The sequence below is a fragment of the Acidovorax sp. genome, assembly GCF_034519795.1.
GTDB lineage: Bacteria > Pseudomonadota > Gammaproteobacteria > Burkholderiales > Burkholderiaceae_C > Acidovorax.
In genome coordinates this window covers 46,387-57,943 of record NZ_JAXHOB010000011.1, presented here as the reverse complement: position 1 = coordinate 57,943, position 11,557 = coordinate 46,387, and the positions used below count along the sequence as shown (strand labels likewise).

Genomic DNA, 11,557 nt, shown 5'->3' with positions numbered 1-11,557 from the left:
GCCGTGGTGGCCGCGCCGGTGGCGGTGCTTCGGCTGGCGGCGGCGGTGGCGGCAACGGCCCGCGCGGCGCACGCGCTGGCGGTGGTGGCGGCGGCCAGGGCGGCGGCGCACGCGCCGGTGGCCGGGCCCGGCACGCAGCCGTTCCGGTGGCGGTGGTGGCGGCGGCGGTGGTTATGAAGGTGGTGGTGGCGGCAACCGCTACGACGACCAGCCACCACGCCCCAATGCCCACCTGGGCACCCACATGGGCCACGCCAATCCAGGCCATCGCAGCTCCGGCCATGCCGGCGGCGGCGCAGGTGGCCAGCCTGATCCGATGCGTACCAGCGTGGACAGCATGGGCGGCGGCGGTCGCCGTGGCGGTGGTGGTGGTTATCGTGGCGGCAACGGCGGAGGTGGCGGCTATGGCGGAGGCGGCACGGGTGGTTCTGGTGGCCGGGGCAACGGGTCTCGTGGGCCAGGCGGTTCTCGCGGCTCTTTGGCAGGTGAAGAACACCCCCTGAGTCGCTTCGCGCCTACCCCTCTCTCGACTCGTTGCACGAGTCGGGAGGGGGACGCTCCCAGCGCGGCGGGGCGGCCCTTGCGCGGGAGCACTCGCCTCGGCCGCGCCAGTCCCAAGGATTGGGGGCGGACTCCAACGGCGGGGATCAATCCCCCATGGCAGCGCCCGGCAACGGCGCGCTGCCACCCGAGGTGCATGCCCTGCATGCCCTCGGCCGGCGCAGGCCGGACATTTCACATCCACGGCTGCACCTGCACGCCGTGGATTTCGCCGTTCTGGGTGCCAAGCCCGTGGTGCCTGCCCTGCCACACGTGGATGATGTCTACATCACGCTGGGCACCACCATCAAGGCCGCCGGCAGCCAGCAGGCCTTTCGCGCCGTGGACCTGGATGCCGTGATCGCCACCGCGCGCACGGCCCTCGCAGCCGGTGCCACCCGCTGCGGCGTGGTCACGGCCATGGGCGCCGATGCCCACTCCCGCATCTTCTACAACCGCGTCAAGGGCGAGGTCGAGCAGGTGCTCAAGAGCCTGGGCTTTGCCACGCTGGTGATCGCGCGCCCTTCCCTGCTGCTGGGCGAACGCGAGGCCCTGGGCCAGGCGCCGCGCGCCGCCGAATCCCTCTCCATCCAGGCCTTCAAGCTGCTCGACCCGATCATCCCCGCCAACTACCGCGCCCGGCCGGGCGCCGACGTGGCGCGGGCGCTGGTGCGGGCCGTGCAGGCGGGGCCAACCGAGGGGGTGCCGCAGGTGCAGGTGTTGATGGGGCGGGCGCTGGAATAGCCGTCGCTTTGACGAGCCGGCTTTTGGTAGCTACCATTGATAATCACCATCTGAAGGGGCCCCTCCATGGACACCGCACGCCTTTTCCAGTCAGGCCGCAGCCAGGCCGTCCGGCTGCCCAAGGAATACCGCTTTTCCGGCACCGAGGTTGTCGTCAAGCACTTTGGCAACGGCGTGCTGCTGCTGCCGGTCGAGGCCCCGTGGCAAACGCTGGAGCAAGGGCTGGCGGCTTTCGAGCCAGGCTTTGTGCTGGAGCGCCAGCAGCCTGACGACCAGATGCGCGCAGAGATCACCCCATGATCCTGCTGGACACCAACATCTGCATCTACCTCATCAATGCCAGGCCGCCTGCGGTGCTGGAGCGCTTTCGCCAATACCGGCTCGGCGACATCGGGCTGTGCAGCGTGGTGGCGGCAGAACTGGCGTATGGCGTCGCCAAAAGCGGCTCGGCACGCAACCGCCAGGCGCTGGAGATGTTCCTGGCCCCGCTCACGATCCTGCCGTTCGACGAGGCAGCGCTGTGGGCCTATGGCGACCTGCGCGCCGATCTGGAGCGCCGTGGCACGCCCATTGGCTCGCTCGACACCATGATCGCCGCCCATGCCCTGAGCCAACAGGCTCTGCTGGTCACCAACAACAGCCGCGAATTTGCCAAGGTGCCCGGCCTGCAGTTGGACAACTGGGTTCCCGTGGCCTGATACGGATTTGCCCTCAACCGACCCGCCCTACTTCTTGCCAGCCAGCGACGCGCGCACCGCATCCGTCCTGGCCACCACCGTGTCTGCGCAGGCTGCGATGCGCTCCACATCGCAGGTGGCCAGTTGCCGGTCGATCAGGGTGTCCTTGCCGGTGGAAACCCAGCTTGCTGAATAGACGATGGAGCCCGCGTCCTGCGCCGACATGGTGGCGATGCGCACGGTGAGCTGCGCCTTGGACGCGGGCTCCTTGTAGCGCATGGAGCTGCTCTTGCGAATGCCCTCGGTCACCAGGGCGCCGAGGCGCGCGGCCTGCGGGCCATCGGCCTCGGCCACGACGGCGACGTCGCGCACGGCTGCAGCCGTTTGTGCATGCGCCTGCGGCAGCAGGCCGGCCACGGTGGCGATGGCCGCAGCAGCGGCCCTGGCGATGGTGGTTCGGTTGTGGTTCTGGGCCATGGTGTTCTTCTCCCTCGGGTTATTGGCTTGTTCTGCAATGCGCCATGGCAACGCGCGGTACGCGGCGCTGGCTTTCCATGGACATCGAGGCCGAGAATAGGCGCGCGCCCCGCCCAAAAATGCAAGCCTTCGTAACATCCGGGCCGCGCGGCACAAAAAGCAACAAGGCCATGCAAGCGCTGCATGGCGGCCTGTGCCGCAAGGCATGACGGCGGGCAGCCCCGCTGCGGCGTATGTGCAGGGGCCCCGAAGGTTCGCACCGAACCGGCCTTTGGAAAAACTTCACTCCCACCTCATAGGGATGGCGACACGGCACGCAACAATCGTGCACCATCCACGGGACCTTCACAGCCTCGCAGCCATGCCAGCACGACCCCGCCCCTTTCTTGCCCGTTTCACCCAGGCCGTGCTGGCCGGATCGGCCGTGGCGCTGCTGGTGCCCTTGCTGGCCGTGGTGATCGAGTTCGCCTCGCTGCCCTTGCTGCGGCCCGACGGCACGCCCGACGACGGCTACACGCACACGATCACCACGACCCTGATGGCCTGGCCCTTGCTGTACCTGGTGGTGGCGGCAGCCCAGGCAGTGCTGTTCTACCTGCTGGCGCGGCTGCGCCTGCTGCGCTGGCCGGTGGCGACAGGCCTGCCGGCGGCCCTGGTGGGCGCAGGCCTTCTCGCCCTGGGGACCGGTGCCCTGCCCGCCACGGCGGTTGCAGCGTCGTTCGCGGCGGGCGGCCTGGTGGTGTGGAGGATCGCTCTGCCAAAGGCGCACAGAGCAAGCCAGGGCGGTCCGGACCTCGGGCGCCGGCCGGTCTTCAGCCTGCCAGCCGCCCCCGCACCGCGCGCAGCCCGACCAGGAGCCCCCCGCAGACCGCCATGATCGCCACCGAGACCAGGAACGGCGCCCCCGGCAGCGCCCGTGTGCCTGTGGGGGCGTGCTTCATCCCAACAGATCCAGGCAGTCCAGGTCTTCCACCGCATCGGCGATGCGCCCGATCTGGGGCCACCAGACATAGGCCGACATGCCCCGCGCGAACCGGGCGAGGGGCGTGCGCAGGTGCAGCAGCACCGCAAGCCGGTAGTCCTGCTGCAGCGCCTCGCGCGGATAGCCGGACACTCCGCTGGCCACGAGGGCCGCATGGTAGCGGTCGAGCAGCGGCATCTCAAAGCGCGCACGCACGCGGCGGTCCCACTGCACCGCCATCATGTACGAGAGATCCCACACGCCCACGCCCTGGTGCCAGCCGTCCCAATCGATGAGCTTGGCCACCCCAGCCGCGTTGCCGTCGCGTGGCACCATCCAGTTCCAGACGTGGGCGTCGCCATGGACGAGGGTACGGTGTTGGAACTGGTCGGCGCGCTCGACGAGCTCCGCAAACGCGGGGAGAAACCGCGCATACATGTCCCGCGTGCGCTCGTCCAGCGCATCGCCGGCCTGGGCCTGCAGGCGCTGCCAGGCGCCGTCCTGCCAGTCCGATGCGCGCAGGCGGTCCCACAGCGTGGTGCCGCCCGTGCCCGGCGCCTGGCCGAGATCCCGGCCTGCGGCGTGGAAGCGCGCGAGCGCCTCGACGATCTGCCCGTTGCGCTCCAGGGTTGGCGGCAGGGGGGCCTCGCTGGGCCGCATGTGCGACTCCGACAGGTCCTCCATCAGCAGCCAGGTGCGCCCCGTGGGTTCATCCACGCCGCCGGCAAAGAACCGGGGGATGACAGGGCTGCCCAGGTGCGCGGCGATGCCCTCGTAGAACGGCAGCTCCGGCTGGCCGTAGCCGGGGTGCGACACCTTGAGCACGGCGCGCGCCGGGACGCTGGCGACCGGATCGCTCCAGTCCAGCACCACGCCCACCAGGTCGGAGAGGTAGCCCGGGGCATCGATGTCCCTGGGCGTTGCGGACCGCAGGGAGGCGCCCCCCAGCTGCAGGTGCCGCTCGATTTGCGCGGCCAGAAAGGCGGGCGCCAGCAGGCGCGCGAGGATCGATGGGTCCAATGGTTCCTTGGGGTCTGGTGATCGGCGGGTGATTGTCGCCGAACCTCAGCCCGCAGCGGCCAGCGCCGATGCCAGGTCGGCGAGCATCCCGATGAGCGTTTCCGGGCTGACGGGCTTGACCAGGTAGTGGTCGAAGCCCGCCTCCCGCGCCCAGCGCATGTCCTGCTCCTGCCCCCAGCCCCTGATGGCCCACATCTGCTAAAGGCCTGCCGTCGGTCCCGGGCTCAGAGGCTCAGCCATACACGCATCAGTGAAAGTAGCTGGTGGGTGTTCACCGGCTTGGCGATGTAGTCGCTGGCGGCCGGCCTGCAGGCACTTCTCACGGTTGCCCTGCATGGCCTTGGCCGTGAGCGCCAAGATGGACAGCGTGCGAAAGCGCCTGTCCTTGCGGATCTCGCGCAGGGGCTCGCAACCGTCCATCCCTGGTGTGTAGCGGCCACGGCGGTCACTACCTTGACGATGCCGCGCACCTGCTCGAAAACATCGTGTGCCTCCCGCCAGAGCGCGAGATGAGTGTAGCCCTTTGTAAATTCATCGATGCAGAAGAGAACCGGCAGCACAACGCCCTCTGAGGGGCTGTTCGAGCGCCTGGCGCATCACCCATTTGAGTGCTGCCCGAGCGCGGGGAATCTCGCCACAATGGCGCCCACGTTCACTTTCCTGTGCCTGCCGATGACCCTCCTCGCCATCCTGCTGATTGCCGCGCTCGCGGGCCTGGCCGCGGCCATCGCCTGGGGCGGGCCGCGGGAGATCGCGCCGCTGGCCAGCGTGAACAGCCCGTTCGAGGGCGTGGACTTCAGCGGCCTGCCCCCGGTGCAACGCTATGCGGCGCGCGATGGCACACGGCTGGCCTGGCATGCCTATGCACCGACGGGATCGCCCGCCGCGCCGCGCCAGCGTGTGGTGCTGGTGCATGGCTCCTCGTCGCGCGCGCGCTCCATGCATGTGCTGGCCCAGGCGCTGGCCGCTGCGGGCCACGAGGTCGCGGCCCTGGACATGCGCGGGCACGGGGATTCCGGCGCGCGCGGGCAGGCGTCCTACCTGGGGCAGATGGAGGATGACCTGGAGGATTTCCTGCGCGCAGTGCCCCATGCGGGGCCGCAGACGCTGATGGGGTTCTCTGCGGGCGGCGGCTTTGCGCTGCGCTTTGCCGGCAGCGCCCGGCAAGGCCTGTTCGAGCGCTATGTGCTGCTGGCGCCCTTTCTGCACCAGAACGCACCCACCGCGCGGCCCGACGTGGGGGGCTGGGCATCGGTCGGCCTGCCGCGCCTGGTGGCGCTGCGGCTGCTCAACCAGCTGGGCATCCGCTGGTGGAACCATTTGGTGGTGCTGCGCTTTGCGCTGGACGAGGCCTCGCGCCCCCACCTCACGCCCAGCTACTCGTACACCGTGGCGATGAACTTCCGCCCCCGGGGGAACTACCTGGGCGATATCCGCCAGGCACGCAGGGCGCTGTCCATCGTGGCCGGGCAGGACGACGAGGTGTTCCACGCCGACCGCTATGCCCCCCTGTTCGCACAGGCCGGCCGGCCCGTGCCCGTGGCCGTGGTGCCCGGCACCAGCCATATTGGCCTGGTCCTGGACCAGCGGGCCGTGCGCACCGTGGCGCAGGCCTGCGCGGCCTGAATCTTTGTCCACCAAGGAAGTGAGCCCCATGCACCGCTGGAAGACCCCTCTCCTGTGCGGCCTGGCCTTCGTGGCCACGGCACTGGCGTACAACGCCGCCACCGCGGTGGACTTCGCCAAGTGGCTCTGCGCACTGCCGCTGCTGACCTGGCTGCTGCTCAAAGTACGGCCGCGTCCGCCGGCTGCGCCTCCAGTGGCTTTTGCAGGCTGACCGACATGCGCACACCCCAGCCTGCCCCACCGCTTGAACCCAACCGCCCCGCCCCCAAAATGAAGCTGTCCGAACTGCGAATTGCCAGCCTGGAGTTTGCCTTCAGCGCCGCGCTGCCCATTGGCGCCTGGTTCATTCTTCTGTCGCCCGATGCGGCCTCCGGCATGCCCTTCCTGCAAAGCGCAGGCTCGTTCCTGGCCCACGCATTCACCGGGGCGGATGTGTCGCCCACGATGCGGGTGCACTACATCCTGTTGACGGTGCTGCCGCTGCAGCTGCTGCTTCTGTCCGTGATGACCTGGCGCCAGGCCAGCCTGACGGGCCAGTGCCGCTTCTGGTGCATCTACCTGGGCTGGGTCGCCACGGTGATCGCGATTGCGCTTTTCTACTGGCCTTCAGCAATCGCCTCGGCCCTGGCCACCTACCACGCAGGCAAACGGACGGTGATCTGACCTGTTCACGAGCAACGCACACGCACCAACAGCCCATGGCATTCGAATTCATCGCCGGCAACGGCCCGCAGATCCGCAACCCGGCCCACCCTGTCGGCAGCATCGACCACCATGAGCTGCCGGCGATCCTGCGCCTGCTCGCGCACGCGGACTCGTTCTTCCTGCACCGGATCTTCGGCCTGTACGAGGACCAGACGTTTTCGACGCAGGAGGTCGAGCAGGCGCTCTCGCACCTGGTGCCGCTGCTGGCCCAGCCCCTGGAGAGCGATGACCGCACGCTGCTGCACAAGCTCATCGCGGTGCTGTCCTATGCCAAGCTCACGCAGCAACCCTTGCACGGCGTGGCACACTGAAGTGAAGCACCCCCTGAGTCGCTTCGCGCCTTCACCCCTCTCTCATATTGCTTCGCAATCTGGGAGGGGGACGCCCCCAGCGCACGCAAGCGAAGCGCCGCATCCGCGGCTTGGCGGCCCTTGCGCGGGGGCACTGGCCTGGGCAGCGCCAGTTTCATGCGTCGCGGGTGGCGCGCAGCGCAATGGACAACTGAAGTGAGCCCCCCCTGAGTGCCCTGCCCCAAGCCAGAGTGCGGCGTGCTGCCCGCGCCTGCCAATGCGCCCATGGCCTGGGCACCACCGGGAGGTGACGGGAATCACCGTTAATTATCCCGGGCCAATCCACAATGGTTCACCTTTCCATTCTCTGATGCGCCCTTTTCCGGGTGCCATGTTCGCCATCTTCAATTTCTGATCGCGCCAGGCGATGGATATCCATCGCCCTGAATTTCTGCAGCCCGGTGTTTCTTCCATGGTCATGGCGGCGGGGATTGGCACGGCCGATCAAACCGCGCAGGCCCTCCAGCTGCGCCATACCGAATCACGAAAAACATATACACCAAAGAGCAGGGAGATATTCACATGCAGGCCACCCTTGACACCAACCTATTCAATTCGGCTGCAGGGCCTGGCAACGCGGCGGCAAATACAACGCTCCGGGTTGCGCGCGGCCTTTGCGCCGCCCACTGGTGGCGGCGCACTGTGCGCGTCGGATTATTTCTGCTCGCCTTCATGCTTGCGCTGGTAATGGCGCGGATGATTCCCGCCTTCCAGTCGCCGGACGAGATAATGCACCTGCACCGGGCCGACATGATCGCGAACGGCCAATTGCTGCTGGAGAAGCCCGCGCCCGATGCCAGCGGCCATACCGGGGGTTATGCCGACCTGCATCTGATCCGCTTTGCCACCTGGATGGCGACGATCACCGGAAACCGCAAGGCCGATGTTTCTCCCGGCTGGCTGATGGACGAGGCCTCGCGCCACGGCTGGGCAAACGACCGGCATTTCGTGGATGCCGCCGGCACGGCCTATTACCTGCCGCTGATTTACCTGCCGCATGCCACCGGCCTGGCCATCTCGCGCCATCTGGACTGGTCGATGCGGGCCAGCTACGACTTCACGCGCGCCCTGGTGGCGCTCACGGTGCTGGCCTTGCTGGCCTGGGCCTGGCACCTGCTGCCACCCAACCTGCTGGTGCGGGCCCTGGTGCTGATGCCGATGTCTGCCTTCCAGATCCTGTCGCCCACCATCGACGGCCTGTGCATTGCGATGACGCTGGTGCTCGGCGGGCTGGCCGTCGCGCAGTACCAGGCCCAGTGCAACGGTGGCACCGCGGCGCCCTGCCGATGGCGGTATGCCGCCATCCTGGGCTTCACCTTCGTGCTGGTCACCTCGCGCACCAACCTGCTGCCCTTGCTGGCCCTGCCGCTGTTGCTGCTGTGCCAGCGCTTCTCCTGGCCCCGGCTCGGCGGCTTCGTGCTGCTGTGCGCGGCCAGCCTGGGCTGGACGCTGTTCGTGCTGCTGACCACCATGGATGAGCGCATCGAGCGCTCGCACACCACGCTGCAGATCGTGCAGATCTACCTGGAAGATCCGCTGTACTTCCTCGGCCTGGTCGGCAGCACGCTGGCCGACAAGGACAAGGGGTACATGCTGGTCTACTCGTTCGTCGGGGTGCTGGGCTGGCTCGACACCCTGATCCCCAGGCCGGCGATGCACGGGATCTGGGCCGTGCTGGCGGCGCTGGCACTGCTGGCCACGGCCTACGCGGGGCGCGAAGAGCGGCAGTACACGCTGCTGCGCGCGGTTCTGACGGCCTGCGCCGCCACCAGCACCCTGCTGGCCTTCTTCGCCATCGCAGTCACCTGGAACGACTACCCCGCGCAGGTCATCTCGGGCGTGCAGGGGCGCTACTTCATCATGCCCGCCCTGCTGTTCGCGCTGGCGATCGGGCCGCTGGAACATCAGCGCACCCCCGTGCAGCAGGCCACCGAGTTCGGGGTGAGCGGCGCGATGGCCGCGTATTTCCTCCTGGTGCTGGCCGTGACCCTGTATGGGCGCTACCAGCTGGCGGCGTTCTGACCGCCATGTCGGCGCCAGCGATGAAGTCGGTTGCGCTGCGTGCGCTTGCGAACGGACGTGCCTTTGAGCAAGTGTCAAACTGGCCCCATGATTGCCGCTGGCAACCGCTGCTCCAAAGGCCATGCCATGTTGAATACGAGCACCTCCCGTGTGGGCGCCTTCCTGGCCGGCGCCATGGTCGGGGTGTTCCTTCTGGTGGCCGTTCCGGGTTGCCAGTGGGGCGATGGCTTGGCGCTGCTGCCGCCCGACATGGCCGCCATCGAGGCCACGCTGGACGATGGCGTGCTCCGGGCCCGCATCGAGACCGCCCTGCTGCTCTCGCCGGTGGTGGGCAGCACCCGCATCGCCGTTGACGTGGTCCAGGGCGCCGCACTGCTCAGCGGAGCTACGGATGACCCCGTCCAGGTCGAGCTGGCGCTGTTCGTCGTGACCAACGTGCCCGGCGTCATCAGGGTCGAAAGCATTTTGCTCACACGCGCGCAGGCCCAGGCGTCCGCTGCCGGGCAGCGCGAAGTGCTCGATGTTGGCGCAGCCCGGGCCAGCTTTGTGCGCAACGGGACGCTCATCCCCATGCCAGGCCCCGACAGGGCGGAGCCCATGTTCCTGCAGCGCCCTGTAGCAGGTGAAGCCAATGAAGCCGATGGTGCCGCGCTGCAGGCCAATGCTGCCTCCAACAGCAGCGCCAGCTTCGCCACCCGCAGCCGGGTCATGATCTACGGGGTTCTGGGCATCGCATCCGTGCACGACGAGCTGCTGATCAAGCGCTGACTCGGCAAGGGCTGCTCCCCGGTGGCTTTCATGCGGCCACCCCCATCAGTTCGGTGTAGATGGCCTTGTCGGCGGCATAGCAGCTGCAGGCCTGGGCCTGCATGCCCTGGCGGTCCAGCACCGTCATCTCGCCGCGCCGGTAGGAGATCAGGCCGCTGTCCTGCAGCGCGCTGGCGGCCACCGTGACCCCCACCCGGCGCACGCCCAGCATCAGGGCCAGAAACTCGTGGGTGACGTGAAAGCAGTCCGTGCCCGCGCGGTCCTGGCTCATCAGCAGCCAGCGCGCCAGGCGCGGGCGGATGGTGTGGTAGCGCTCGCACGCAGACGCCGTCGCCTGCTGGTGCAGCCGCACCAGCACGCTGGCCTGCAGCAAACGCAGCAGGGCCGGGTTGGTGGCGGTCTCCGTGCGCAGCGCGGCTGCGCCGATGCGCCAGCTGGCGCCTGCGCCCTGCACCAGTGCCCGCCAGGGCGTGCTGGCAGCGCCCAGGATGAGTTCGGCCCCCAGCATGGCCTCGCGCCCCACCATGCCCACCTCCAGCGAGGGGTGGCTGTCCACCCCCACCACCAGCGAGACAAAGCCCTCGCGCGGAAAATAGGCATGGCTCAGCGGGGTGCCGGGCGCGCTCAGCTCGGCCGACAGGGTGAGTTCGAATGGCTCGCACTGGTCCAGCAGCTGCTTGCGCGCAGCCTGGGGGAGCCGCTCTATCAATTGGTTTTCGGTGGATGCCATGGCCTTCTGTGCTCTTGTCATGCGGCACCTGAAAGAAAACCAGGCGCCGCGTGTCCAACTCCAAGCCTGGTCTTCGGATGGTGGGGCGGCTGGCCAGTGTGGAAGCTGCAGCGGCGGTTGACTGTCTGTCAGCGCACATAGGCGCTGGCGCTGAGGACTACGTTGCGACGGTGCCGGGCAGCAAGCGGTCGTATTCCCGCTTGACCACGCCATAGCATTCGCAGGTGCGTGCTTCGAGCCCCGGGCGGTCCAGCACGCTGATGTGCCCCCGCGCATAGCTGATCAGCGCGGCCTTCTGCAGCTTGAGTGCCGCTTCGGTCACGCCTTCACGCCGCACGCCCAGCATGTTGGCGATCAGTTCCTGCGTCATCACCAATTGGTTGCCCTGCAGGCGGTCCAGGCTCAAGAGCAGCCAGCGGCACAGCTGCTGGTCCAGCGAATGGTGGCGGTTGCACACCGCCGTCTGGGCCATCTGGGTGATCAAGGCCTGGGTGTAGCGCAGCATGAGGTGCATGACCGGGCCCGAGCGCGCGAACTCTTCCTTGACCACATCGGCGCGCAACCGAAAGCCCGAGCCCGCGCTTTGCACCACGGCCCGGCTCGGCGTGGAGCCACCGCCCATGAAGATGGAGATGCCCACCACCCCCTCGAAGCCCACCACGGCAATCTCGGCCGAGGCGCCGTCCTCCAGCACATACAGCAGCGACACAATGGCATTGGTGGGGAAGTAGACGTAAGGCGTCTTGCCGCCCGATTCGTAGAGCACTTCTCCCAGCGGCAGCTTCACCGGCTCCAGATCAGGCAGCCAGCGCAGCCATTCGGCCTTGGGCAGGGCTGCCAGCAACTGGTTGCGCAAAGCGGGATGGGGCAAGGTCAAGGGCGCTCCGTTCATGGGACGATTTCGATGGGGCAGGCAAAACCCGCGCGTTGGGCTACC

Annotated in this window: 16 protein-coding genes and 1 pseudogene; 11 read left to right on the top strand and 6 right to left on the bottom strand. The window is 68.3% G+C overall.

The window, feature by feature from the left end; genetic code table 11:
• The 4 genes and pseudogenes from U5N23_RS13555 to vapC all read left to right on the top strand — a co-directional run.
• Window positions 1-503: pseudogene (locus tag U5N23_RS13555) on the top strand (hypothetical protein); the annotation flags it as partial.
• Between the two features lie 154 nt (window positions 504-657).
• Window positions 658-1,284, top strand: coding sequence for a nucleoside-diphosphate sugar epimerase (locus U5N23_RS13550; protein ID WP_322591862.1), 627 nt, complete (start codon window positions 658-660; stop codon window positions 1,282-1,284).
• Window positions 1,285-1,350: 66 nt separating this feature from the next.
• Window positions 1,351-1,584 carry a type II toxin-antitoxin system VapB family antitoxin gene (locus U5N23_RS13545; protein WP_322591861.1) on the top strand — a complete coding sequence of 78 codons (234 nt, stop codon included), beginning with the start codon at window positions 1,351-1,353 and terminating at the stop codon, window positions 1,582-1,584.
• Window positions 1,581-1,982, top strand: coding sequence for a type II toxin-antitoxin system tRNA(fMet)-specific endonuclease VapC (gene vapC, locus U5N23_RS13540; RefSeq protein ID WP_322591860.1), 402 nt, complete (start codon window positions 1,581-1,583; stop codon window positions 1,980-1,982). The genes U5N23_RS13545 and vapC overlap by 4 nt, the downstream gene beginning before the upstream one ends.
• Before the next feature lie 27 nt (window positions 1,983-2,009).
• Here the strand turns inward: vapC and U5N23_RS13535 are convergent, their stop codons facing one another.
• Window positions 2,010-2,438 (bottom strand): hypothetical protein, encoded by a 429-nt coding sequence (locus U5N23_RS13535; protein WP_322591859.1) that lies wholly within the window; start codon window positions 2,436-2,438, stop codon window positions 2,010-2,012.
• 361 nt (window positions 2,439-2,799) lie between these two features.
• Here U5N23_RS13535 and U5N23_RS13530 point away from each other — a divergent pair, with 361 nt between their 5' ends.
• The gene (locus U5N23_RS13530; RefSeq protein WP_322591858.1) at window positions 2,800-3,315 is read left to right on the top strand and encodes a hypothetical protein; all 516 of its coding nucleotides are present in this window, start codon (window positions 2,800-2,802) and stop codon (window positions 3,313-3,315) included.
• A gap of 60 nt (window positions 3,316-3,375) precedes the next feature.
• Here U5N23_RS13530 and U5N23_RS13525 read toward each other — a convergent pair whose 3' ends face one another.
• Together U5N23_RS13525 and U5N23_RS13520 are read right to left on the bottom strand one after the other, a co-directional pair.
• Entirely contained in the window at window positions 3,376-4,419 is a 1,044-nt protein-coding gene (locus tag U5N23_RS13525) for an aminoglycoside phosphotransferase family protein (RefSeq protein ID WP_322591857.1), read from the bottom strand.
• A gap of 45 nt (window positions 4,420-4,464) precedes the next feature.
• The gene (locus U5N23_RS13520) at window positions 4,465-4,614 is read right to left on the bottom strand and encodes a hypothetical protein (protein ID WP_322593329.1); all 150 of its coding nucleotides are present in this window, start codon (window positions 4,612-4,614) and stop codon (window positions 4,465-4,467) included.
• A gap of 477 nt (window positions 4,615-5,091) precedes the next feature.
• On the opposite strand from U5N23_RS13520, the gene U5N23_RS13515 reads away from it, so the two are divergent.
• The 4 genes from U5N23_RS13515 to U5N23_RS13500 are packed head-to-tail and all read left to right on the top strand — an operon-like array spanning window position 5,092 to window position 7,061.
• Entirely contained in the window at window positions 5,092-6,045 is a 954-nt protein-coding gene (locus tag U5N23_RS13515; protein WP_322593328.1) for an alpha/beta hydrolase, read from the top strand.
• A 28-nt stretch (window positions 6,046-6,073) separates the two neighbouring features.
• Window positions 6,074-6,256: a hypothetical protein gene (locus U5N23_RS13510; protein WP_322593327.1), complete on the top strand. Its 183-nt coding sequence runs from the start codon at window positions 6,074-6,076 to the stop codon at window positions 6,254-6,256.
• A 59-nt stretch (window positions 6,257-6,315) separates the two neighbouring features.
• Window positions 6,316-6,708, top strand: coding sequence for a hypothetical protein (locus tag U5N23_RS13505; protein WP_322593326.1), 393 nt, complete (start codon window positions 6,316-6,318; stop codon window positions 6,706-6,708).
• A gap of 35 nt (window positions 6,709-6,743) precedes the next feature.
• Window positions 6,744-7,061 carry a hypothetical protein gene (locus U5N23_RS13500; RefSeq protein ID WP_322593325.1) on the top strand — a complete coding sequence of 106 codons (318 nt, stop codon included), beginning with the start codon at window positions 6,744-6,746 and terminating at the stop codon, window positions 7,059-7,061.
• A gap of 331 nt (window positions 7,062-7,392) precedes the next feature.
• Here U5N23_RS13500 and U5N23_RS13495 read toward each other — a convergent pair whose 3' ends face one another.
• Window positions 7,393-7,575 carry a hypothetical protein gene (locus U5N23_RS13495; protein ID WP_322593324.1) on the bottom strand — a complete coding sequence of 61 codons (183 nt, stop codon included), beginning with the start codon at window positions 7,573-7,575 and terminating at the stop codon, window positions 7,393-7,395.
• A 197-nt stretch (window positions 7,576-7,772) separates the two neighbouring features.
• Here U5N23_RS13495 and U5N23_RS13490 point away from each other — a divergent pair, with 197 nt between their 5' ends.
• Together U5N23_RS13490 and U5N23_RS13485 are read left to right on the top strand one after the other, a co-directional pair.
• Window positions 7,773-9,122, top strand: coding sequence for a DUF2142 domain-containing protein (locus U5N23_RS13490; protein WP_322593323.1), 1,350 nt, complete (start codon window positions 7,773-7,775; stop codon window positions 9,120-9,122).
• A gap of 126 nt (window positions 9,123-9,248) precedes the next feature.
• The gene (locus U5N23_RS13485; RefSeq protein WP_322593322.1) at window positions 9,249-9,890 is read left to right on the top strand and encodes a BON domain-containing protein; all 642 of its coding nucleotides are present in this window, start codon (window positions 9,249-9,251) and stop codon (window positions 9,888-9,890) included.
• Between the two features lie 28 nt (window positions 9,891-9,918).
• On the opposite strand, the gene U5N23_RS13480 is transcribed toward U5N23_RS13485, so the two are convergent.
• A complete protein-coding gene (locus U5N23_RS13480) occupies window positions 9,919-10,620 on the bottom strand; it encodes a Crp/Fnr family transcriptional regulator (RefSeq protein WP_322593321.1) in 702 nt (233 codons plus the stop codon).
• Between the two features lie 157 nt (window positions 10,621-10,777).
• Window positions 10,778-11,497, bottom strand: coding sequence for a Crp/Fnr family transcriptional regulator (locus U5N23_RS13475; protein WP_416208607.1), 720 nt, complete (start codon window positions 11,495-11,497; stop codon window positions 10,778-10,780).
• Window positions 11,498-11,557: the final 60 nt, after the last annotated feature.